The organism is Pseudoalteromonas sp. T1lg76, assembly GCF_002964725.1.
GTDB lineage: Bacteria > Pseudomonadota > Gammaproteobacteria > Enterobacterales > Alteromonadaceae > Pseudoalteromonas.
Window position 1 is genome coordinate 17,267 of the sequence record NZ_PQCE01000020.1, and the last position, 22,443, is coordinate 39,709.

Below are 22,443 nucleotides of genomic sequence, written 5' to 3' on the forward strand. Positions count from 1 at the left end.
GAGGCTTAGCTCAGGCCTAGAGCTGAATCATTTAAAGACGTATACACATAATCGACGTATTTCTTTATGAGCAGCATTTTCGTTGTTGCGCCTTTGTTCGTTGTTAAAGAAACCAATTCCTAAAGGATATGCAATGAATAAATTAACTATGGTGAGTGCTGCCCTCTGTTTAGCTATGGGAACTTCTGTCTACGCAACTCCTGGAGAGGGTGAGCAAGGCAGTTCCAATGGCCAACCCTTTCAAACCATCAACGAGCGCATCGATATTCTTGAAATGGAATTAGGCGATGCCATAGCCCTTATTAACAACCGCCTGAATCTCATTGAGCAAGAGCAAATCGAACAGAATATAAAGATCGCCTTTTTAGAATCAAGCATTGCCGCCTTGGAGGTACGCGTTACCACCAATGAAAACGATATTGCCACCTTGACGGTGATTCAAGATTTGCAGGGACAGTTGATTGATGCCTTAAGAACCGATCTGACGGCATTAGAAATTCGCGTAGCGCAAAATGAAAATGATATCGCCGCCTTGGTTTTAGCGGATGCGGCCATGCAGGCACTGATCACCGCCATCCAAGGAGAGTTAGTCACTATCAATGCCCGCATTGATGCAAACGACGCCGATATTGCGGTACTGCAACAACGTGCTGACGCCCTTGAGCAACAGTTAGCCCAAGTCAACGCCGAGTTACAAACAAAACAAGCTCGGGTAACGGGTATCTGCGCAGCGGGTTCATCGATTCGTGAAATAGATGCCAATGGCAACGTGACCTGTGAAGCGGATGACGCCAATGCGACCTTCGAGACCTATAGGAGCAGCGGTACGGTGGACGTTGATAGCAGTATTTTCCTTACCAAAACTGTCACTAACAACAGAAGTTGCCTTAGCGGCTATCGTGCCGTAGGCGGTGGCCACTCGGTCAATGGCTCTCTTGGTGTAGGTAACGTTCGTGCGTCCTTCCCAACATCTGACACCAACTGGCGAGTGATTGGCTATTTCGACTCAGCAGGCTCACGCACCCTCACCACTTATGTGGTTTGTGCTCGCATCATGCCATAAGACACGTCATTACCAAGCAACGCTCCGAGTACAAGAAGACCGCAAACGCGTCATACTCAGTAAAATGCCGGTACATTTTGTACCGGCATTTTCGTGTGCACTTATTAGCTCCCCGCTTTCGCATAAATGGAACGTTCCATTTAATTGTGGCACTATCAACCTATGAATACGTATTCACAACCGGGTACAAAAAAGCCGACAAGGTTAAACGCTTGTCGGCTTTTTAAGCACATACGCTGGGCTCAAAATCAACTAGCTATCTTGGCGCGCCACTGTCCTAGCAGCTTCGGCAGGCTCATGGCGTACCAGGCAATAAATACATAACAGACCAGAGGCACGTAGAAGCTGGTTTGCAGGCCTATGGTATCGGCCATATAGCCTTGCAGTAAGGGCACCAAAGCACCGCCGACTATGGCCAGGCACAGCCAGCCTGAGCCACGGCTGGTTAACGAGCTCAGTGAGTCGATAGCCAGGGTAAAGATGGTCGGGAACATAATTGAGTTAAACAAACCAATGGCCAGCACAGACCACATGGCCAATTTGCCGCTACTGTTAATACTGATCACCAATAACAAAATGGTGGCGCAGGCGTTGAATAGCAGCGCCTTATTGGCGGCCACTTTTTGCAATACCGCCGAGCCGATAAAGCGCCCGACCATGGCACCGCCCCAGTAATAGGCTAACAGGTGCGCCGCATCATGCTCTTCCAATCCGGCAATATGGGCTTCACCAAAATAGTTCACCAGGAAGCTGCCAATGGCTACCTCACCACCGACATAACAAAAAATGGCCAGTACACCGAATACCAGGTGTGGCGCCTCGGTCAATGAATGATCCTTGGCTTTGCAGTCATGCTCTTCGCTGTGTGATTCGATACTAGGTAACTTAAGCACCGCAAACACCACAGCAATAGTTAACAATGCAGCGGCCAGCATAAGGTAAGGCACCTTAACACTGTCGGCTGTGGCGGCTTCAGCAGCCAGTGCGGCACTGCCGCCAAAGAGTAAAAACTTACCAACGATAGGGCCGACCGTGGTGCCAAGCGAGTTCAAGGCCTGTGCCAGATTTAAGCGGCTGGGTGCGGTTTTCGCCGGACCTAAGGCGGCAACATAAGGATTCGCAGAAACCTGTAAAATGGTTACACCCGAGGCCAACACAAACAAGGCGCCTAAGAACAACCAGTACTCATGTACCGCCACCGCAGGGTAAAACAGCAAGCAGCCGGTTGAAGCAATTATCAAGCCGCTGACCACGCCATTTTTATAGCCAAAACGCTTTACCAGATAACCTGCAGGCAAAGACATAATAAAATAGGCACCAAAGAAGCAAAACTGGATCAGCATGGCTTCCGTATAGCTGAGATCGAACACAGCTTTTAGGCGCGGAATAAGAAGGTCATTTAAAACCGTAATAAAACCCCATAGGAAAAACAGGGTGGTCATGGCTGCAAGAGGCAAGGTGTAATTGCTGTTTTTTTCTGCCGTTGCAACGTAAGCCTGATTGTTGTTTATCTCACTCACGAATCATTCTCCGTCTACTTGTTGATTTTGATTCTACACAGCAATTTAACAAGGTCACAAAAAAATAACTGGAACGTTCCATTTTAAAAATACAGGACTTGCATCCTGTATTAACCTAAAGCCTAGCCGAGCGCAAATTTGCTGCAGGCTAAAAAACAAGCAATTACAGCTATGCCACCTATACTTGAAAGCGTTTCTTTGCACCGATGCAAAAAACGCAACAGGAGACATAAGATGAACAGATATGCCTTATTATTAAGCGCCATGCTTACCTTTGCCGCCAGCAATGTGCAGGCTGAGCTCGAAGTCTATAAAGATTACGACCTGGGCACATCGATTCTTGAGGTCACCACAGTCAAAGTGGATCCCAATATGGGTGATGTTTACTTAGAAGGGCTGCGTGACACCTGGGTCAAAGCAGTAAAAATGCAAAAAGAGCTTGGATACATTAAAGATTGGAAAATTTATGCCAGTGATTTACCCATCAGTGGCGATTTCAATTTAGTGTTGGTGGTGTGGTTTGAAAATGCCGCCGACCTTGAACCAAACAAGGAAAAGTATCAGGCTTTTATGAAGAAATGGGGCGAGGAAAACCAAGAGAACTCTCGCAAAATTTCCAAAGAATACCCCAAAATCAGATCGCTGACCGGTCAATATCGCATGCGTGAAGTCATTATGAAGTAGGTTAGCATGTCTCGGAAGTGAAGGCCTGCTCCAGCAGGCCGCTTTTCTTTAGCAAAAGGCTTTTAACTCTGTGCCTTAATCGCAATCATAGGTGGGCCAATCGGCGATATGATCTTCAAATTCTTCCAAAGGCACATCCGAGTCTTTAACCGTTTTATTGCGCACGCTTATCCCCGCCGCATGCATTTTTGACTTTTTGCCCTTGTTTAACAGCGGGTGCCAACTGGCAAGCCCCCGTCCCTCTTGTAGGCGACGGTAGCTACAGCTTTTAGGCATAAAGAAGATGTCGGCAATATTGTCCTTGGTCAGCTTAACGCATGAAGGCACTAAGGTTTGACGCTGCTCGTACTGCGTACAGCTACAGGTTTTATTATCCAGATACTGGCAAACGATATTGGTGAAGATCAGCTCTTCGCCGGGACGCAATTGATCCGTGGGGCTAAAGTCATCTTCATCCTCACTGTCGATAAAGGTGTTCAGACAACACTTGCCACAACCATCACAAATGGCTTCCCATTCCTTGTCGCTCATTTGCGCCAAGGTTTTAGTCTGCCAAAATTTATCATCTACCATAAAAAACGCCCCAATTAATCGGGGCGTAGTATAACAAAGTCGACAGCCTTAGTTAATGGCCGGATAGCCGATACGATCCGATAAATAACCGACGCTGGTGGCGAAATAATATGAACGATTCCAGTTCATCAGTGCCTTGTAATTGTCATAGGCCAGATACATGCGACCATTGATATCGTCGGGCATGACCAGAGCAGCGGTGATATCACGCTGTGGTAAATCCTTACCATCCATGCGTCTTAGACCTAACTCTTGCCACTGACTTAGAGAGCGCTCCGAGTCGGACCAGTGCTGCAGCCATTGTTTATGAGTGCGAGTACCGCGCTGCAACACGGCTTGGGTATCGAAATTCGCCGGCAACTTTACTTGGCGACCCCAGGTCAGCTCGTCATTCCAGCCAACGCTCTTCAAGTAATTAGCGATAGAGGCAAAGGCATCTTCTTCGGTAGTCCAGATATCCTTGCGGCCATCGCCGTTATAATCCACCGCGTAGGCATTAAAGGAGGTTGGCATAAACTGGGTCTGCCCCATGGCACCGGCCCAGGAGCCCTTAAAGTGTTCCAGGTCGATATGCCCTTCTTTAAGGATATCGAGTGCCGCCCATAACTGGCTCTTATACAGGGCTTCTCGACGGCCATCAAAGGCTAAGGTAACCAGGCTGGAAATCACCGGATGGCCACCCTGAATGCGACCGAAGTTACTCTCAAGACCCCATAAGGCAACGATAAAGCGCGCTTGTACACCGTATTCTGCGGCTATCTTTTCCAAGGTATCCTGGTGCTTTTTATAGAGCTCGCGGGCTCGGTCGATTTTCCACTGAGGTACACGCTTAGGTAAGTAAGTCTCTAAGGTTTCCTTCACCTCGGGCTGGTTTTTATCGGCGCTGATCACCTTGGGCTTAAACTTGATGGTGGCAAAGGCGGTATCAAGCAGCTCCTGGCTGTAACCCTTCTCCAGGGCTTCACCTTTTAACTTAGTAACATAAGCATCGAAGGCAGCTTGTTGCTCTTCAACACTTTTTATCTGCGAGTTTGCCAGAGTGGGATAAGATAGCGTCGCCGCCACCGCCAGGCTTAAGCCGGACAAGGTTGCGGGTTTAAAGGCGCTGGCTAAATACTTGCTGATTTTTTTAATCACTCTCTACTCCATTTTGTTTTCTTAGTTCGTCCAACATGTTTTCGGTTGGCGGGGGTAGCTGTAAATAAAACCCCTTCTCACTTAATTCATCCTTAACCTTAGCAATATCCGCCAAGGCTAGCTGTGTTTTTGTGGCCAGATTCAGCAAAATCACAAATTGCGGCTTACCGAACATGTCCATAAGCGGCTGTGGAACAGCAGAAAAATCATCTCGTTTTGGCAAATAAAGGTAGGTATCTGGTTTTTTCTTACTCTTATATACTGCGCACAGCATGGTTAGGGCCTTTAAGTTGTTGCGAAACACACCTTGACACTATACCATGAGAGCTAAATCATGTGGTAAGTTTAGTGGCCAATGCTCAACACCAAGGCCTAATCAAAGTCAGCCTCATAGCAAGTTTGTACCGACTTTTCTTGGTGATAATTAATAACAGGCCACACAAGTATGAGCGCTTATGTCGGAACAATTATTCGAATTAAAAGGGAACCTCTTCACGCTATCGGTGTTACGTCTGTTAACAGCTGATTTGGTTGCATTGAGCGAGCAGCTTGATGCCAAAATTTCCCAAGCACCAAAATTCTTCGCCGGTGCCCCTATTGTTGTTAATCTTGAAGCGCTTGATGGCGCCGAGCTCGACTTTTCTCAACTGCACGCCCTGTTACAACGTTTAGCCTTTAATCCCGTAGGCGTGTGCAGCGGTACAGATGAGCAACATCAGCAGGCCAAAGCGGCTGGTTTTTCTGTGCTTAATTACGCCAAAGACAACCAAGCGGCCAAGGCGCCAGCCAAAGCCACGGTTTCGCCCGCAGTTGCAGCGCCAGCAGCGCCGGAGCCAACCATGGTGGTTGAAGGCACAGTACGCTCCGGGCAACAGGTCTATGCCAAGGGTCGGGATCTTATCGTCCTTGGTGCGGTAAGCCACGGCGCCGAAGTCATCGCCGATGGTCATATTCATATTTACGGCACCTTGCGTGGTCGTGCCATAGCCGGCGCGCAGGGTGATAAAAACGCCACAATATTCTGTCAAAAGCTCGAGGCCGAACTGGTTTCCGTCAATGGCAGTTATTGGATCAGTGATTCACTGCAAGGTGAACTATGGGGGCAAGCCGCCTGCATTCGCCAACGCCAAGACTCACTTCATATATCAGCTTTGGTTAAAGGATAAAACTCATGGCAAAAATTATTGTCGTTACTTCTGGTAAAGGCGGCGTAGGCAAAACAACCTCTAGCGCTGCAATTGGTACTGGCCTAGCCCTTAAGGGCTTTAAAACCGCGATTATCGATTTCGATATCGGCCTGCGTAACCTGGATCTGATCATGGGCTGTGAGCGTCGAGTGGTTTATGACTTTGTCAACGTTATCAATGGCGAAGCCAATCTTAACCAGGCACTGATCAAGGACAAGCGTGTCGATAAGCTGTATATATTACCGGCGTCGCAGACCCGTGATAAAGATGCACTAACCAAAGAAGGCGTTGAAAAGGTTCTCAACGACTTAAAGAACGATTTCGATTTTATCGTGTGTGACTCGCCAGCGGGTATCGAAGCCGGTGCCATGATGGCCCTTTACTTCGCCGATGAAGCCATAGTTACCACCAACCCGGAAGTTTCTTCGGTACGTGACTCAGACCGCATCCTTGGTATCTTGCAAAGCAAGTCACGCCGCGCCGAAGAAGGCCTGGAGCCGGTTAAAGAGCACCTGCTACTGACCCGCTACAATCCAGAGCGTGTGCAGCGCGGTGAAATGCTGTCGGTAGAAGACGTTAACGATATTCTTGCCATCGACCTGCTCGGTGTTATTCCCGAGTCACAGGCGGTACTTAATGCATCAAACCAGGGTCAGCCTGTGGTACTGGATAACGAGTCTGATGCCGGCCAAGCTTATCTTGATGCCATTAACCGCTTGCTTGGCGAACAAGTTGAGTTCCGCTTTTTGGATGTAGAAAAACGCGGCCTGTTCAAACGGATTTTTGGAGGATAATGTGTCTTTACTCGATTATTTTCGTTCGCAAAAGAAAACCAGCGCCTCGATGGCGAAGGAGCGACTACAGATCATAGTCGCCCATGAACGTTCGCAGCGCGGTACACCGGATTACTTGCCACTACTAAAACAAGATATTCTTGATGTGATCCGCAAGTACGTGGCCATAGACGCCGATGCCGTACAGGTACAGCTGGAGCAAAATGAAGACGATTTAGCCGTATTAGAGCTAAACGTTACCCTACCCGACGAAGACAGATAATCGTTTCGGGTGCAAAAAAAGGAAGCCAAAGTGCTTCCTTTTTTATTGCCCGACTGTGGCGGCTTTGGCTTATTCCGCGTCCTCGGCCGCTAATTGCGACTTATATGCCGCAAGGCGCTTTTGCAAATTATTCTGATGCCACAGCACCATGTTCTTGGATTTCTCGACCGCCGTTGTTTGCAGTGCTATGGCCTTGTTAATTTGCCCAAGGCTTTCGTAGGCTGAGGCCAAGTCCGCATAGGCATAGGCGGAGTCCGGATACAGATCAATTACCTTATGATAAATGGCCAGCGCTTCGGGCGCGTCATTCTCAAGCTTAGATTTGGCCAATGCTTTCAACGAGCTTTGCGCCGAAACATCAAAGCCATATTTGCGTTTAGACAAGTCTTGATAATAAGCAATAATGGCGTCAACGCCCTGCTGTGAAATGACCGAGTCTGGCGCCAGCGGAGTATGGTAATCGGCAAATAACAGCTCTATAGCTTCGACAAGAGTCACAATCGGGCGGCTCATATAATGGCGCTTATCGTCTAGATTGGCATGCCATTGAAGCTCGCTCGGCGCATAGTCAGTAAGCGCTTGAGCAAATGCCTGAGTGTTTTCTCTGTGCGCCTGTTCATAGGTATGCTCGCCTATGGCCAAATACACAAAGCGCATTTTATCTTTAAGCTTAGGCAGTTGGGTTTTCGCGCTTGAGCTTACCGCCAAAAAGTCATCCGCTAAAGAGGGTGTCGCAATAATATAAGCGTCGAACAACTGCGGGCGATTAAGCAACACATAGAGGCCAAATGCACCATTGCCCATAAAGCCACTAAAAATCCTAAAGTCATGAGTGCGATAGTTTTTGTCTACCTGAGCCAATAAGTGAGATTCGAAAAACGTCAGTAGCTCATGATCATCCGGGTCGTCAGCTGTTTTTTCAAATAAAGCGGCATATTCCTTGTGGTAGGTCGCAGGAGTTACCACTATGGTTTCCAGCCAGGGCCACTGCCCATTATGGCTCAGCCAATCCTGTATGCCACTGAGATGAGGCTGGCTACGAGGATGCGGGTCAAACAACACCAGGTAGCGCTTATCCGGCTCACTTGCATAACTGGCCGGTAAGGTAACATTAAACTGCATCGGCTCTTTAAAACCCGCATAGGCGACAGTGAGCTTTTCTATTGGCGTCAATGTGGTGACATCCAAGGCCCAGCTTTTAGCTGCCACAAACAGCAAAATGCTTACTAACAATAATCTAATCATCTGATACCCCTGCTCTTTATTATTTTTGACGTTTAAACATACAGACTAGAATTCACCTAGTCGAGTAATTAATCAACACAGAGCTTTAAACCGATGAGGCCCATCTTGTCTTTCAACGCTGGACAAGTTGCCCAATAGCGACAACACTAAATTAAAGGACCAATCTGGCTAGTGCGGTATTAGCCGATAGTAAACGCATGGAAAAAGGACATTTGGCTAAAACCTAATAAATTTACGGATACCGCTTTGATGAAACGAACTATCCCTAGTGTTGCTTTACTCGCTTTAGTTACCTTACCAGCGTTCGCCGATGATGATACCTCCTCGGTGAGCATAGGCATTGCCAGCTGGGCAGTTTTTGATCAATTCGACATATTTGCTGTACATGCAGATTATGAACACAGGCCCTTGCAGGGTTTATGGGATCTGCAGCCCCGAGTACTGGTTATCTTGGCCGAGCATGATCAAAAGTATTACGGTATAGGCGCCGCTAAGGCCTTTAAAATCAATGATGATTGGAGCTGGGGCGTTGCCAGCCATGTGGGGTACGCCCATAATCTGGACTCGCTCGGCTATGACCTAGAGTTTTATAGTTATTTATTCACCAAGTATAAAATCACCCAAGAGCACAGAGTTCGCGCAGAAGTAGGCCATATTTCCAATGCTGGATTTGGTGAGACTAACCCGGGCTCAGAAAGCATAGTAATGAGCTACTCATATCACTTCTAAATAGCTTGTAGGTCGGGATTTTATCCCGAAAAAGATGCCCACTTGTTAGCATGTCGGCGCAAAGCACCGACCTACAGGTTAAGCAATGTTGTAACCCTTTTGCCGCTAGGGCTGTTGTAGGTCGGGATTTTATCCCGACAAAAAATGCACCTATTGCCGATGAAAAACATCGCTCTACAGAGCGTTAAGCTTGCTTAGCCAGAGCTGTCCCTCACTGCCGCATAACCAAGCCACGGCGGCAAGATTCACCAGCACACAAAACCAATAGCCAAACAAAAACGAGCCTTTTTTAGACTTATGCCTGAATTTGTTTTGTGCCATAAAAGCACCGGGCCAACCGCCAAGTAAGGCAAATAGATGCAAGGTACTTTCCGGTGTGCGCCATTGATTGTTCTTGGCCTTGGCTTTATCACGACCATAAGCGATAAAGGCAACTAGGCTCAGAACCAGGTAAAGCAGGATAAACCACAGGGGTAACTTGCCCAGCACGATTGCGACAGCAATAAACAAACAGCCTATCGTTACTGTGATAGTGCCAATTGTCCTCGCTTGTCCGGGCTGCTTTGTTGCCTGACGTTTATGATCCGAAGCAAAACTGATATCCACCGCTTGCCCCCGTCCTTGCTTGTCACGGGCGCCTTGGTAGACGATTAAATCGCCATTTTGCGGTCGTCGGTTACGTTTTTTAAAGGCCTTGATATGTACAAATAAGCGCTCGCCGCCGCCATTAGGCTGCACAAAACCAAAGCCTTTATCGTCATTCCATTGTTCAATCTTTCCCTGATACTTCATCTGTTCTGTTTCCCTACTTTTGTGCTCCAGGTATCCATTTTTCCAATGCTTCACTTAAGTATTCACTACGCCAAGGCTGCAAGATATCCGGCGCCATTAAAATTTGACGCTCATCGTCCGTCAGCTTCCAATTCCAGCTAATAAGCTGGTTGATTTGCTTTTTACTGGCAAAGACATCGGCGGGAATCTGAGTGGCTTTACTCACCGCGGTGATCTTTTGCTTAATCTCCTTGGCCGCCTGCTTATAGCCCCGATAGTCCATCAAACGCATCACCCGCGGCGGTAGTTGCTCGTCGCTAAGTTCCTTGGCGCGCTCAATACAGGCCAGCATTTCCCGGCCCGAGCGATTCACTTCCATGGCATCCACGCCTGGAATATTGCGCATGCTGTTCAAAGAGCTGGGACGACGTTTGGCAATTTCCACCATGTTTGCTTCTTTGACGATAAAATTCAGCGCCAGGTTCTTACGCTGGGCTTTTTCTCGTCGCCACATGGCCAGCTCACGCAGTGCCGCCAAATCCCTTGGCGATAATTGCCAGGCACCCTTCACGTCGCGGTACAAAAGATCATCAGGGGTAGAAAAGGCGCGCTTTTGCGAAATAAGTTGAGACTCGGCAATAACAATATCGAACCAGCCCTTGGCATTGATCTCTTCAACTATTTGCTCGAAACAAGGGAGCAAGTGGGCAACATCGGCGGCGGCATAAGTCAGTTGGCTTTCGCGCAACGGCCTTTGCAGCCAGTTGGTGCGCGACTCGCTTTTATCAATTTCAATCCCCAGACGCGCATTGACCATGGCGGCAAAACCCATGCAGTTGCCTGAGCCTAAAAGCTGCAGGGCAAATTGGGTATCGAATAAGGGGGTGGGCACAAAGCCGGCAAAGTTTTGGAATACTTCGATATCTTCCGAAGGCGAGTGCAAGACCTTTAACACCTCGGGCTTTTGTAATAATGCCCACAAGGCACTGAGGTCTAGCTCCGCCAGGGGGTCGATCAACGCCAGATGCTGACCGTCAAACACCTGTAAAAGTGCTATTTCTGGGTACAGTGTACGCCTGCGCATAAACTCGGTGTCTACGGCGAGCACCTTAGCCTTGCTGATTGCGCCGACAAAAGTGTCCAACGCCCCTTGCTCAGTAATTAACTGATATTCCACCTGTACTCCTTAAAAAACAAACCGGCTATTTGCCGGTTTGTTCATCGCTATTTTTGTTCGTCTTTTAATGCGCGTCGCAGTATTTTCCCGACGTTGGTCTTTGGCAATTCATCACGGAATTCAACCAACTTGGGTACCTTATAATTAGTCAGGTTATCACGACAATGCTTTATTATATCTTTTTCCGTTAAAGACGGATCTTTTTTAACGACAAATACTTTAACTTGTTCACCGCTGACCTCGTGGGGCACGCCCACTGCGGCCACTTCCAGCACGCCTTCGTGATCGGCGATAACTTCTTCAATTTCATTCGGGAAGACGTTAAAACCAGAAACCAGGATCATATCTTTTTTACGGTCAACGATATAGAAGAAGCCTTCGTCATCGTAAGTAGCGATATCACCGGTGGCAAACCAACCATCCTTTAAACACTCGGCGGTGGCATCGGGACGATTATAATAGCCCTTCATTACCTGCGGGCCTTTCACCCAGAGTTCACCGGGCTCGCCCTTAGGCGCTTCTTCGCCATTATCCAGCATCAATTTAATGTCGGTGCTAGGAGCAGGCAGGCCGATTGAGCCATTGTAGGCTTCAAGGTCGTAAGGACTGACGGTCACTAAAGGCGAACATTCGGTTAACCCATAGCCTTCCACCAGGCGGGTGCCTGTCACTTTCTGCCAGCGCTCTGCCACCGGGCGTTGCACCGCCATACCGCCACCTAAGGACATTTTTAGGCTTGAGAAATCGATATCGGCAAAACCATCTGTGTTAAGCAGACCATTGAACAGGGTATTTACCCCGGTCACCACGGTAAACTTGTTGCTTTTCAGCTCCTTTACAAAGCCCTTCATATCACGCGGGTTGGTGATCAACAGGTTCATACCACCGTACTTCATAAAGGTCAGGCAGTTCGCCGTTAGCGCAAAGATGTGATACAGCGGCAAGGCGGTAACCACGATTTCTTTACCGCGCTCTAAAATATTATCCAAACAGCCGGATACCTGCTCCAGGTTGCCCACCATGTTGCCATGGGTCAGCATCGCCCCTTTTGACACACCGGTTGTACCACCCGTGTATTGCAAAAAAGCCAGGTCATCCAAGGTCACATGCGGGCGTTGATAAGTAGCCGCATTGCCGTTTTTCATCACCTCGGTGAAAGCAATGGTGTTTTTGAGCTGATAAGCCGGCACCATCTTCTTGATATATTTGACCACAAAGTTAATCAGATGCTTTTTCAGACCGCCGACCATATCACCCACTTCGGTGACGATCACATGCTTAACCTGAGTATGCGCAATGGCTTTTTCCAGGGTATGGGCAAAGTTGGCAAGAATGAAAATGGCGTCCGCCTCTGAGTCATTCAACTGATGCTCAAGCTCGCGCGCAGTATAAAGCGGGTTAACGTTGACCACTACACAGCCGGCGCGTAATACGCCAAGAATACTCACAGGTGTTTGCAGCAGGTTGGGCATCATCACCGCGACTTTAGAGCCGGGTTTAAGACCTAGGTCGTTATTAATGTATGAGGCAACCTTCTTGGTCGCTTCGTCAAGCTGCTGATAGCTAAGCGCCACACCCATGTTTTTAAATGCGGGTAGGTGGGCAAAATCATTAAAACTTTTTTCAAATAGTGTCAGTAAAGAGTCGTAATGAGCGGGGTCTATGGTTTCTGGACAACCCTTCGGATAACGCTTAAGCCAGATTTTCTCCACACTAGGCTCCTATTAATTTGTTCTTATAATGGTTTATCTTAGAAGTCATGAGTCTCGGCGTGATCAGGCACGACGCCAAACTGATTGTGCGTCTAGCCCCCCTCTTCGGAAGTGACTTATCGCACTACTAACCTTAATCTAAGTTGTAATTTTTAACAATTGAGCAAAAGCTCTAATTTTTGCGATATTCCCATAATTACGGCAAAGTTACAATTATCTTGCGCCACTTTGACGCAAGTGTGCACCAATAAGCTGCGCGCACTCAGACGCGCTCTGCATATGACAATGGTGGCCGCCAGCTACTACTTTAGCACTTAACTGACTGTAATGATGAGCAAATTTATGCTCATTTTGGTGCACCATAGAATAGCCTGCGGTGCCTTTAATAAGCAGAGTCGGCACCTCTATAATATCGAGCAGAGCATGGGCCTGAGCCTCACTGTAGCGAAAAGCGGAATAATGCTTAATACGCGGGTCGGTGCGCAGCCGCACTCCCCCTTTGGGGCCTGGCTCCATATTACGGGCCATCAACTCATTGCCTACCGACTCATCAAAATCGCTTATTGCCAGGCGTCGGGCTATTAAGTCAGCGGCACTTGGGTATTCACGTATCTTTTCGCCCCGAGCCCGTTGTGCTAAGGCGCGTATTAACAGAGCCTTGGCCTCTTCGGGCTCGGCATACACCAGGCCGATACCTTCAATCAGGGTCAAGCTACTGATGTGCTCTCCAAAGCAGGCCGCATATAAAGAAGCCACCATGGCGCCTAAAGAATGGCCGACAAGATGTACCCTTCGTGCCTGACACTGACTTATGATCTGATGTAAATCATCCACATAATCAATAAAGTAATAGTGTGCCTGGGGGTGGCGCCACTGGGATAAACCATGCCCGGCCCAGTCAAAGGCATAAAATGGCAGGTTCAAAGATAACGCCCGCATCAAGGGTGCAAAACTGCCGCTGTTATCCTGCCAGCCATGACAGGCGATCACTACATCGTCCTGATGCAAGCCCATGGCCTGTTGGCTATTGCTCAGGCCGCACAGGGTCAGAGCGCGGGTATTTATTGAAAATGTATGCAAAACAGCTCCATTTCACCGCAAGGCGGTTTATTTTCATAATCTAGGGTATAGAATGGCGGCAACTGACAATAGGACTTTGACATGAAACCAACATTTTCTTTGGCTGCCCTTTCCTTCGCCAGCTTTTTTGCCAGCGCCGATGCGCCAACACCAAAAAATATAATATACATGATTGGCGATGGCATGGGACCTGCCTACACCACAGCTTACCGCTACTATCAGGACGACCCAAGCACAGCCGCTGTTGAGGCCACCGTCTTTGATTCTATGCTCACAGGTATGGCGCACACCTACCCGGATGATGACACTGTGGTGACCGACTCTGCCGCCGCTGCCACCGCATTGGCCACAGCAACCAAGACGTATAACGGTGCGGTTTCCGTAGACGCCCAAAAGCAAAAATTAAAAACCATGCTCGAAATCGCCAAGGAAAAAGGCATGACCACGGCTTTGGTGGTGACATCGCAAATAAACCACGCGACGCCCGCCAGTTTCACCGCTCATAATGAAGCCAGATACAATTATGACGCCATAGCCAACGACTATATCGATAATAAAATCAACGGCAAACTACCGGTAGATCTTATGCTTGGCGGCGGCACCCAGTACTTTATCCGTGAAGACCGAAACTTAGTCAATGAGTTTATCGCCGCCGGTTATCAGTACAGCGACAGCTTTGCCCAACTAGAGCAAATCGAACAGGTACCGGCCCTGGGTCTGTATGCCGCCAAAGGTCTGCCCTTTGCCCTTGATAGTGACCCGCTACGTTTATCTAAGATGGCTCATAAGGCCCTGTCTTTGTTAGAGCAAAACGAGCAGCCATTTTTTATGATGATCGAAGGCAGTCAAATCGACTGGTGCGGCCATGCCAATGATATCGCCTGTACCATGGCGGAAATGCACGACTTCGCCGAAGCCATCAAGGTCGCCAAGGACTTTATAGCTAAAAACCCAGATACCTTATTAGTGGTTACTGCCGATCACTCCACCGGTGGTTTAACCATAGGAGCTAAGGGTCAGCGTAAATGGCAGGCGGATGTGATTAAGGGCGTACAAGCCACCGCCGAGGTGATCGCCGAGCGCCTCATGACCAGCGACAATATGCAGGAGCAATGGCAGGCCGACACAGGCATGGCCTACACCAAAGATCATGAGGTGTTACTCACTCACGCTAAACAAGTGGATGAAGAGGCACTGGTGTTGACGGTGAAAAAACTGATCAACGAGGCCAGCTTCACCGGTTGGACAACGTCAGATCATACCGGCGTAGATGTGCAGGTGTTTGCTCATGGTGTGGGTCGCGAGCAATTTAACGGCTCACAAAATAATGTTGATATCGCCACAAAGTTAATATCATTTATTAACAAACAATAACAATGTTGATATCTATGTAATATTGGGTTACTGTTGAACTTGCTTGTTAACATAGTTTAACAACCCTACTGAAAACTGAAGACTCAAAAGCCGCTCATAGAGCGGCTTTTTTACTTTTGGTGGCAGGTAAATCCTGTTTGATTGGCACAGGAGTCGCTGAACCCTGCTCGGCAAACTTAAGTATTCCTGCTCCAACGTCAGTGGGCGATCAAAGTAATAGCCCTGTAACTGCTTGACCGGTAAAGGGGTAATAAAATTAGCATGGAAGTCTGTCTCTATGCCCTCGGCCACTACCTCAAAACCCAGCTTATGACACAATTGCGTCAGGCTTTGATAAAGAATAATGGCCGGATCATTCTCATCAGTGGGTAACAGGCTGCGATCGAACTTAATGGTGTCGACATTGAGTTTACTGAGCAAACTCAAACAGGAGTAGCCGGTACCAAAATCATCCACTGCGCAGCGGATCCCCTCGCTACGCAATTTCGCCACTATCTCCTGAGTACGGCTAAAATCATCTACATAAGAAGACTCCAAAATCTCCACTTCCACTTGTTCCGGAAACTTGCTGAAAGCGCGGATCACCCGCTTGTAGCGACGATAGATCAGGTTGCGCGGAGAAATATTAAAGCTGATTTTAGGCGCCAACTGGTAGCGATGAAATTGCTGCAGATCCAACTCCAATTGGTCAATTACAAAGCTGTCGACCACATCCATCATTTGAAAACGGTCCAGCACCTCGATAAACCAGGGGCTGATAATGGTGCCATCGCTTTGTTTATGGCGCAGCAGCGCCTCAAAGCCAAGGATGCGCTTGCTCCGCTTACAGATTTTGGGCTGATAATACAGACATAAGGCACCCTCTTTCAGGGTTTCTATGACCTCGGTCAGGCGCTTTTGCTCGGCAAATTTTTCGCTGTCTCGTTTGGCAAAATGAGTCTCCGCCTGGCGCTCGAGTTGGCGCCCGGCACTCACCCTTTTAACCAGCATATCCAGTTGTCGACCACTGACATTGTGCTCTCTATTGGCCTTTACAAAGGGCAGATAGATTAACGTGCTTAACGCAATAAGCAGCGCCTGCCAAAGTACCCCAGTTATACTGCCGGTGGCCAAATAGCCACTCATAAACACAGGTGTAAACCAGGGAATATCCGCCCCGGCAACCAGAGGCAACCAGCCTTGGCCGATCATCAGGTTACTCAGCAAGGCATTAACCAAGGGCACCAGGATAAAGGGCACAACAAAATAGGGGTTTAACACTAAAGGCAAGGCGTAAACCAGGATTTCGCTAAGGTTAAACAGGGCCAGCGGCGAGCCGAGCCTGGCAATACTGGCTTCATGAGTACCCCGCCCCTGCATTAGGCAGGCAATCAGCAAACCCCAGATACAACCGGAGCCACCGAGCAAAACAAAGGCATTGAGATAACTTTGCCCGTCCATAGCAAAGCTCAACATATAGTCGCTCATCTGCGGCGCTGCCATAATCTGATAGGCATGGTCGCCATGAATGCCAAATAACCACAGCACATGGGCGCTCAACAGCTGCATGGTGAGCTTTTCGTTGCCGCTCCACTGACTCTGCAGCTCGTTGAGCTGACTCAGTGCCGAGCCAAGCATGGAATCAACCATGGGGAATAGCATAAAGGTGGCAAGCACCACCAGAATATAGGGAAACATTAAATTCAAGTGCTTGACCAAAAACAAGCTGATATTGCCAACGGGCATAATACGCAACCAGCGCGCACGCAAAATGGCACGCATGGTAGAGCAACAAAAAATGGGCATTACTATGGTGTAAAACACACCGGCACGATTGTTAATCCCTATGCTGCCATCATCGAGCACATAAATATAACCTGTGGCCAGGGTAAAACAGGTAAGCACCAAAATAGGCACGGCTATGCTGTTTAGCTTGAGGTTTTTGGCCAGGTAATAACTAAAGGAAAGCAAGGTGGTCAGGGGAAACAAGGTCCAGACCAAGACATTAAACGTGCTCAAAAATGCATAGCGAGCGCCCAGGTCTTCATAATTCAACCAGTGCGTAACCAGGGTTACCAAAGCTGCCATCACAAAAAATGGGATCAGGGCAATATACCCCTCTCGCAAGGATAAAATGACCGTATTGGCGGCTAGTTTGGCTGCTCCACGGGTAAACACGGCAAATACGCGTTGGTGCACAATAGTACTAACTTATTATTATTTTTTATTTGTTCTTAAAGTAACCCTTTATGGTGATATTGTCCACATATTAACAATGTATTATCACAATTCGCGAAATGTAAATATGCTTAAGTGATAACCGTTGCCATCGGTGAAAAGCCGACGTTTTGAACTTACATGCACAGAGGGTCCAGGGCTTGTACTTCTGCACGGCCTTGTAAGAAGACATATTCAGGGTAAGGAACAATGGCGACGCTGTTACGCGCCCCACTTTATTGGTGCACAAGAATGCGCGCACCTGGGGTTAAAGCTGATGCGCACTTGGTGAAGCTTGGCTGATAGGGCAAATGATCTGTGTTGGCTTATGACAAAAACCAGTTTTTAACAGTGATCAAGAGCCCCTGGTTAGCGCAATAATTATTCTCGACCCGGTAACTTCTTCCAGGTTACTGTGTCGCGTACATACACTGGCTGCGCCGACGCCGCATCGGCGACATTGCCCTTGGCGAATTCACTCGCCAACAGAGGCAACATATAGCGGCTATCGGGCAAGGTGATCTCCTTATCCACTTCAACCTGGCTCAAACTTCCGGCCAGCTCAGTATAGGTTTGCCACCCCGTGCCCACGGCCACTGCAGCGCTAAATGGGCTGGTCACGGCAGCAGGTTCTAGCACCTGTTGTTCACCAACTAACTGAGCTAAACCGTCTTTTTCCTCATAGGCACCAAGATATACCTCACCCATGCGCGCATCTATGGCCGCCAATATTGTGCTGGCACCACGCTCGCTAATTGCCTGCTGCGCCATCATAGCCAGCGATGAAACACCTATCACCGGAGTCTTGGTAGCAAAAGCCAAACCTTGGGCAACAGAAACACTGATACGAACCCCGGTAAAACTGCCTGGACCCTGACAATAACCAATCACATCCACATCCTGAATATCGCAATTTGCCTGTTTGAGCAGCGCATCGATTTCATCGAGAATACGCTGACTGTGCTGCTGCGGGCACACTTCAAAAAAGTGATAGAGTTTATCCTGATGCAATAAGGCAAGCGATAAGGCTTCGGTCGAGGCGTCAAGGGCTAGGATGGTTTGGCTCATAGTTACTCTATAGTTTGTAAAAAGGCGGTCACTTGATTCATGTCGCGACAACGACGCATATTGGGCAGGCTTTGTAAAAACACCTGGCCATAGTCTCGAGTCACAACGCGGTTGTCACATAATACTAAAACACCACGATCTTGGCTATCGCGGATCAAACGACCAACCCCTTGTTTTAGGGCGATCACCGCCCGTGGTAATTGAATTTGCGCAAAGGGATCGCCGCCACCACGTTCACATTCCTGCATGCGTGCCTGCAACAGGGGATCATCCGGGGCAATAAAGGGCAGCTTATCGATCACCACACAGCTAAGGGCACTGCCGCGCACATCCACCCCTTCCCAAAAAGAAGCGGTGCCCATTAATACCGCATTACCATGGCGGGTAAAACGTTCCAGCAACAAGCGCTTCGACATCTGCCCTTGAACAAAAACAGGATACTCCATTTGCTGGCATAACACCTCGGCCACCATGTACATCACCCGGTACGAGGTAAAGAGCAAAAAGCAACGGCCCTTGGCCGCCTTAATCACCTGCTGGCAAATTCCCACCAAGGCACGCGGCATTTCCGGGGAATTGGCAGGTGGTAAATAGCGAGGCAAACAAAACAGCGCCTGTTGCTGATAATCAAAAGGACTGGCCAACATCAACTGATGCGATGGTGACAAGCCCAGGGCATCGCTAAAATGGGTCAAATTATTGTTGACCGACAGGGTTGCCGAAGTAAATACAAAACCGGCCTCGCGCTCGGCCAGCATGGCTTTAAACTTGGCGGCAATATTTAAAGGCGTGATATGAATACTGACGTGGCGGCGGCTGGCCTCGTACCAGTAGCTATAACCGCTTGGGGCAACATCGAACACCCGTTCGAATTGTGCTATCAGGCTCATCAATCGCTCTAACAAGGGCTCCACCAGCTCACTGCGCTCCAGACCAAGCTTAAGCACCTGGTTTAAAAACTGCAGATCTTTACTGACTCTGTGCACCGCATCACACAAGGACTTGTTGCTTAAAGCCTGCCGCCAGTCGCCGCGTCCGCCGTCATGGGGTAATTGCAGGCGCAAGTCCAGGGTTGCCGCTTCAAGCTTATCCAGGGTTTTACCCAGTTGCAGCATATCCCGTAATTCGGTGCGATAGAGCATGCGGGCGTCGGTGATAAAGGCAAACACCTTTTTCGTTGATACACTTTCGCCAAAATAATCGCTGGCGATATCCGCCAATTGATGGGCTTCATCGAAGATATAACCATCGGCGCCGGGCAATAATTCGGCAAAGCCGCTTTCTTTGACCGCCATATCGGCAAAAAACAGGTGATGGTTAATGACCACAATATCCGCCTCGGCGGCACGCAGGCGGGCTTTGCGAATAAAGCAGGCATCGAAGTCCGGACATTCCTTGCCCAGACAATTATCTGCGGTGGAAGTAACATAGGGCAGCACCTTGGCATCGTCCTCTATGCCGGGGCAGTCGGCAATATCGCCGCTGCGGGTTTCCCCGGCAAACTTAGCCACCATGGCCAGTTGATGCATAATGTCAGTGTCATCGCTGGGCACATGAGCGACATGCTGGTTCAAACGATAATGACACACATAGTTGCTGCGCCCCTTAAGCAGGGCTTTTTTCTTGGCACTGCCAAGGGCCTTGTAGACCGTGGGTAAATCGCGGTGATAAAGCTGCTCTTGCAGGGCCTTGGAGCCGGTGGAAATGATGTATTTGCCCTTGTTGGTCAGCGCCGGCAGTAAATAAGCAAAGGTTTTGCCTGTGCCTGTTTCCGCCTCAACCACCACCTGCTCAGCATTTTTAAGCGCCGAGTCACACACTCTGGCCATATCAATTTGCGCCTGGCGGGGACGATAGCCCTTAAAGGCCAGCGCCAAGGGGCCTGTGGGTGAAAAAAGCTGCTCTATGCTCATAGTAGGATTAAATTAAAGGCGCCAGCAAAGACAAAATAGGCGCCGATCATAGCCGAAAATTAAATCTACTCCAACTTGCGTCTCAAGACTTGGCTTTGTACCTGTTTTTATGTACCCTAGCGCATGTTCAATTTATAAACTAACAGTCTGAACTAAAAGGATTTATCTATGAACAAAATGACTATCACCTGTGCCCTTGCAGCGGCAATCACTTTAGCTGGTTGTGGCAGCACTCCTCCTCGTGTGGCGCAAGAAAAAGTGGTGACCATCAATGGCGCCGAGATGACTTTTGGCGGCGTCTACAATGTCGATAAAAATAACTTGGAATTAAGCATTAACGGCGAGCCGGTGATGAAAGGTCGCTTCGCTCCTTATACCCCGACGCTTAACCTAAGCACAGATTATCAAGGTGAAGATATCAGCAGCTATTGCTACTTTGGCTCTGTATTACAAGAGCGCGGCGGCAAGTTTGGCATGATAGCCGGTATGATCCAGGCCTCGCAGCAAAAATCTGGCGACAAATGTGAGATCAAAGTAGCCGGTGAAATCAAAGAGCACCTGTACTTCTAGGCGCTAGTTACGCCCAGACATCAAGGCGAGGAGAAACATCCTTGCCTTACTCCCGCCCCCCATGTACATCAAGTCGCTTTCTCTCATTAAAAAACCTTAGCAAACTGCTCATCCTTAACCTCGAAAAGATCAAATAAACCCTGGCATTACACTACTTATCACTTTGATAATACTGGTTATATTGCCAACGGTTATAGATTAGACTTTAACGCTATAAAAAAATTAGTTGCAACAAATGCAAACTCTGTGCTTATCTATAAGCGAACTCAATCACCTTATTTCAGTTTAGCAACAACACGAGCGCAAACATGACTTATACACTGACAACTACTATTCATCATCATCGCCACATCATCGAATAGCCTGTCAGGTATTTCGCTGGGGGGTTATTCCTAAAAGGAACCTCCGGCGCGACTAAAAAACCAGATTCATTTTCGCCCCGAGGATCCCTCGGGGTTTTTAGTTTTTTAACTTAGGAAATGAATTATGAGCAACACCAACCGTTTACGTATCGCAATCCAAAAATCAGGGCGCTTATCTAAAGACTGCCAAGAACTGCTTAAACAATTGGGCATCAAATTAAATCTGCGCGAACAACGCCTTATCGCCCACGCTACCAATATGCCCATAGATGTACTAAGAGTACGGGATGACGATATTCCGGGTTTAGTCATGGATGGCGTTTGCGACTTGGGGATTGTCGGCGAAAACGTACTCGAAGAAGCCCAGGCCGAGCGTGCCCGCGGTGGCAACAAAGGTTCAGTGAAAAAGCTGGCCAAGCTCGATTTTGGTTACTGTCGTCTGGCGCTGGCCTGGCCACAGGAGCTTGGTAAACAGGATAAATCCTGGTTTACCGGCAAACGCATTGCCACCACCTACCCCGAGATCCTAAGCAAATACCTGGAGCGCGAAAACATAGATGCCAGCGTGGTGATGTTAACCGGCTCGGTTGAAGTCGCCCCACGTGCAGGTCTGGCCGATGCCATTTGCGATCTGGTCTCGACCGGCGCCACCTTGGAGGCCAATGGCCTGATGCAGGGCGACACCATTTTAGAGTCCAACGCCTGCTTGATCCAAAACGAAAATCTGGCGGATGCAGACAAGCTGGCGCTAATCGACAAACTCATGCCTCGCCTTCGCGGTGTAAAACAAGCCAAAGAAAGCAAATACATCATGATGCACGCCCCTAAAGCCAGGCTTGATGAGGTCTGTGCCCTGTTACCCGGCACGGGTCAACCTACCCTACTGGCTTTGGCCGGCAGCGAAGAGTATGTGGCCCTGCACATGGTCAGCAGCGAGACTCTGTTTTGGGAAACCATGGAGTCGCTAAAAGCCCTCGGCGCCAATTCCATCCTGGTTATGCCCATAGAAAAAATGATGGAGTAACG

General features: G+C 48.6%; 21 protein-coding genes. 9 read left to right on the forward strand and 12 right to left on the reverse strand.

Features of this window, described 5'->3' with window-relative positions:
• The first annotated feature begins 133 nt into the window (after positions 1-133).
• Positions 134-1,063, forward strand: coding sequence for a coiled-coil domain-containing protein (locus C2M35_RS08335; protein ID WP_105265071.1), 930 nt, complete (start codon positions 134-136; stop codon positions 1,061-1,063).
• 248 nt (positions 1,064-1,311) lie between these two features.
• Here the strand turns inward: C2M35_RS08335 and C2M35_RS08340 are convergent, their stop codons facing one another.
• Positions 1,312-2,583, reverse strand: a complete 1,272-nt coding sequence (locus tag C2M35_RS08340; protein WP_105201372.1) for a sugar MFS transporter — start codon at positions 2,581-2,583, stop codon at positions 1,312-1,314.
• Between the two features lie 234 nt (positions 2,584-2,817).
• On the opposite strand from C2M35_RS08340, the gene C2M35_RS08345 reads away from it, so the two are divergent.
• Entirely contained in the window at positions 2,818-3,267 is a 450-nt protein-coding gene (locus tag C2M35_RS08345) for a hypothetical protein (protein WP_105201373.1), read from the forward strand.
• Between the two features lie 75 nt (positions 3,268-3,342).
• Here the strand turns inward: C2M35_RS08345 and C2M35_RS08350 are convergent, their stop codons facing one another.
• The 3 genes from C2M35_RS08350 to C2M35_RS08360 form a co-directional block, all read right to left on the reverse strand.
• Positions 3,343-3,840 (reverse strand): YcgN family cysteine cluster protein, encoded by a 498-nt coding sequence (locus tag C2M35_RS08350; protein ID WP_105201374.1) that lies wholly within the window; start codon positions 3,838-3,840, stop codon positions 3,343-3,345.
• Positions 3,841-3,888: 48 nt separating this feature from the next.
• Positions 3,889-4,878 carry a lytic murein transglycosylase gene (locus C2M35_RS08355; protein ID WP_234000039.1) on the reverse strand — a complete coding sequence of 330 codons (990 nt, stop codon included), beginning with the start codon at positions 4,876-4,878 and terminating at the stop codon, positions 3,889-3,891.
• A 91-nt stretch (positions 4,879-4,969) separates the two neighbouring features.
• Positions 4,970-5,251: a YcgL domain-containing protein gene (locus C2M35_RS08360; protein ID WP_105214042.1), complete on the reverse strand. Its 282-nt coding sequence runs from the start codon at positions 5,249-5,251 to the stop codon at positions 4,970-4,972.
• Between the two features lie 181 nt (positions 5,252-5,432).
• On the opposite strand from C2M35_RS08360, the gene minC reads away from it, so the two are divergent.
• From minC to minE, 3 genes are read left to right on the forward strand one after another with little or no spacing between them, the layout of a single operon-like run.
• On the forward strand, positions 5,433-6,143 hold the full coding sequence (gene minC, locus C2M35_RS08365) for a septum site-determining protein MinC (protein ID WP_105201376.1): 711 nt from the start codon (positions 5,433-5,435) through the stop codon (positions 6,141-6,143).
• A 5-nt stretch (positions 6,144-6,148) separates the two neighbouring features.
• Entirely contained in the window at positions 6,149-6,958 is an 810-nt protein-coding gene (gene minD / locus C2M35_RS08370; RefSeq protein WP_105201377.1) for a septum site-determining protein MinD, read from the forward strand.
• 1 nt (position 6,959) lies between these two features.
• Positions 6,960-7,220, forward strand: a complete 261-nt coding sequence (minE, locus tag C2M35_RS08375) for a cell division topological specificity factor MinE (RefSeq protein WP_105201378.1) — start codon at positions 6,960-6,962, stop codon at positions 7,218-7,220.
• Between the two features lie 69 nt (positions 7,221-7,289).
• Here the strand turns inward: minE and C2M35_RS08380 are convergent, their stop codons facing one another.
• Complete coding sequence (locus C2M35_RS08380; RefSeq protein ID WP_105265072.1) at positions 7,290-8,465, reverse strand: tetratricopeptide repeat protein; 1,176 nt, start codon at positions 8,463-8,465, stop codon at positions 7,290-7,292.
• A gap of 249 nt (positions 8,466-8,714) precedes the next feature.
• Here C2M35_RS08380 and C2M35_RS08385 point away from each other — a divergent pair, with 249 nt between their 5' ends.
• Positions 8,715-9,194, forward strand: a complete 480-nt coding sequence (locus tag C2M35_RS08385) for an acyloxyacyl hydrolase (RefSeq protein WP_105265073.1) — start codon at positions 8,715-8,717, stop codon at positions 9,192-9,194.
• A 174-nt stretch (positions 9,195-9,368) separates the two neighbouring features.
• Here C2M35_RS08385 and C2M35_RS08390 read toward each other — a convergent pair whose 3' ends face one another.
• The 4 genes from C2M35_RS08390 to C2M35_RS08405 all read right to left on the reverse strand — a co-directional run bounded on the left by C2M35_RS08390 (position 9,369) and on the right by C2M35_RS08405 (position 13,934).
• Positions 9,369-9,986 (reverse strand): DUF1294 domain-containing protein, encoded by a 618-nt coding sequence (locus tag C2M35_RS08390; RefSeq protein WP_105265074.1) that lies wholly within the window; start codon positions 9,984-9,986, stop codon positions 9,369-9,371.
• Between the two features lie 13 nt (positions 9,987-9,999).
• A complete protein-coding gene (gene rnd, locus C2M35_RS08395) occupies positions 10,000-11,142 on the reverse strand; it encodes a ribonuclease D (protein WP_105258697.1) in 1,143 nt (380 codons plus the stop codon).
• A gap of 47 nt (positions 11,143-11,189) precedes the next feature.
• Positions 11,190-12,854 carry a long-chain-fatty-acid--CoA ligase FadD gene (gene fadD, locus C2M35_RS08400; protein ID WP_105265075.1) on the reverse strand — a complete coding sequence of 555 codons (1,665 nt, stop codon included), beginning with the start codon at positions 12,852-12,854 and terminating at the stop codon, positions 11,190-11,192.
• A gap of 213 nt (positions 12,855-13,067) precedes the next feature.
• Complete coding sequence (locus C2M35_RS08405) at positions 13,068-13,934, reverse strand: alpha/beta fold hydrolase (RefSeq protein ID WP_105265076.1); 867 nt, start codon at positions 13,932-13,934, stop codon at positions 13,068-13,070.
• Between the two features lie 81 nt (positions 13,935-14,015).
• Between C2M35_RS08405 and C2M35_RS08410 the strand changes: the two genes are divergently transcribed.
• Positions 14,016-15,308, forward strand: a complete 1,293-nt coding sequence (locus tag C2M35_RS08410) for an alkaline phosphatase (RefSeq protein ID WP_105214060.1) — start codon at positions 14,016-14,018, stop codon at positions 15,306-15,308.
• A gap of 27 nt (positions 15,309-15,335) precedes the next feature.
• Here C2M35_RS08410 and C2M35_RS08415 read toward each other — a convergent pair whose 3' ends face one another.
• The 3 genes from C2M35_RS08415 to C2M35_RS08425 form a co-directional block, all read right to left on the reverse strand.
• Positions 15,336-17,486, reverse strand: coding sequence for an EAL domain-containing protein (locus C2M35_RS08415; RefSeq protein ID WP_105265077.1), 2,151 nt, complete (start codon positions 17,484-17,486; stop codon positions 15,336-15,338).
• Between the two features lie 399 nt (positions 17,487-17,885).
• A complete protein-coding gene (gene tsaB / locus C2M35_RS08420; protein WP_105258698.1) occupies positions 17,886-18,572 on the reverse strand; it encodes a tRNA (adenosine(37)-N6)-threonylcarbamoyltransferase complex dimerization subunit type 1 TsaB in 687 nt (228 codons plus the stop codon).
• A 2-nt stretch (positions 18,573-18,574) separates the two neighbouring features.
• Complete coding sequence (locus C2M35_RS08425) at positions 18,575-20,485, reverse strand: ATP-dependent DNA helicase (protein ID WP_105201389.1); 1,911 nt, start codon at positions 20,483-20,485, stop codon at positions 18,575-18,577.
• Between the two features lie 168 nt (positions 20,486-20,653).
• On the opposite strand from C2M35_RS08425, the gene C2M35_RS08430 reads away from it, so the two are divergent.
• Both C2M35_RS08430 and hisG read left to right on the forward strand, forming a co-directional pair.
• Positions 20,654-21,055, forward strand: a complete 402-nt coding sequence (locus C2M35_RS08430; RefSeq protein ID WP_105201390.1) for a hypothetical protein — start codon at positions 20,654-20,656, stop codon at positions 21,053-21,055.
• A 486-nt stretch (positions 21,056-21,541) separates the two neighbouring features.
• Positions 21,542-22,441, forward strand: coding sequence for an ATP phosphoribosyltransferase (hisG, locus tag C2M35_RS08435; protein WP_105258699.1), 900 nt, complete (start codon positions 21,542-21,544; stop codon positions 22,439-22,441).
• The last annotated feature ends 2 nt before the right edge of the window (positions 22,442-22,443 follow it).

Excerpts from the sequence above, each read along its gene's own strand:
- C2M35_RS08335 (WP_105265071.1), top strand. The coding sequence starts at position 134 with ATGAATAAATTAACTATGGTGAGTGCTGCCCTCTGTTTAGCTATGGGA.
- C2M35_RS08345 (WP_105201373.1), top strand. The coding sequence starts at position 2,818 with ATGAACAGATATGCCTTATTATTAAGCGCCATGCTTACCTTTGCCGCC.
- C2M35_RS08350 (WP_105201374.1), bottom strand. The coding sequence starts at position 3,840 with ATGGTAGATGATAAATTTTGGCAGACTAAAACCTTGGCGCAAATGAGC.
- C2M35_RS08360 (WP_105214042.1), bottom strand. The coding sequence starts at position 5,251 with ATGCTGTGCGCAGTATATAAGAGTAAGAAAAAACCAGATACCTACCTT.
- minC (WP_105201376.1), top strand. The coding sequence starts at position 5,433 with ATGTCGGAACAATTATTCGAATTAAAAGGGAACCTCTTCACGCTATCG.
- minD (WP_105201377.1), top strand. The coding sequence starts at position 6,149 with ATGGCAAAAATTATTGTCGTTACTTCTGGTAAAGGCGGCGTAGGCAAA.
- C2M35_RS08380 (WP_105265072.1), bottom strand. The coding sequence starts at position 8,465 with ATGATTAGATTATTGTTAGTAAGCATTTTGCTGTTTGTGGCAGCTAAA.
- C2M35_RS08385 (WP_105265073.1), top strand. The coding sequence starts at position 8,715 with ATGAAACGAACTATCCCTAGTGTTGCTTTACTCGCTTTAGTTACCTTA.
- C2M35_RS08390 (WP_105265074.1), bottom strand. The coding sequence starts at position 9,986 with ATGAAGTATCAGGGAAAGATTGAACAATGGAATGACGATAAAGGCTTT.
- C2M35_RS08410 (WP_105214060.1), top strand. The coding sequence starts at position 14,016 with ATGAAACCAACATTTTCTTTGGCTGCCCTTTCCTTCGCCAGCTTTTTT.
- tsaB (WP_105258698.1), bottom strand. The coding sequence starts at position 18,572 with ATGAGCCAAACCATCCTAGCCCTTGACGCCTCGACCGAAGCCTTATCG.
- C2M35_RS08425 (WP_105201389.1), bottom strand. The coding sequence starts at position 20,485 with ATGAGCATAGAGCAGCTTTTTTCACCCACAGGCCCCTTGGCGCTGGCC.
- C2M35_RS08430 (WP_105201390.1), top strand. The coding sequence starts at position 20,654 with ATGAACAAAATGACTATCACCTGTGCCCTTGCAGCGGCAATCACTTTA.
- hisG (WP_105258699.1), top strand. The coding sequence starts at position 21,542 with ATGAGCAACACCAACCGTTTACGTATCGCAATCCAAAAATCAGGGCGC.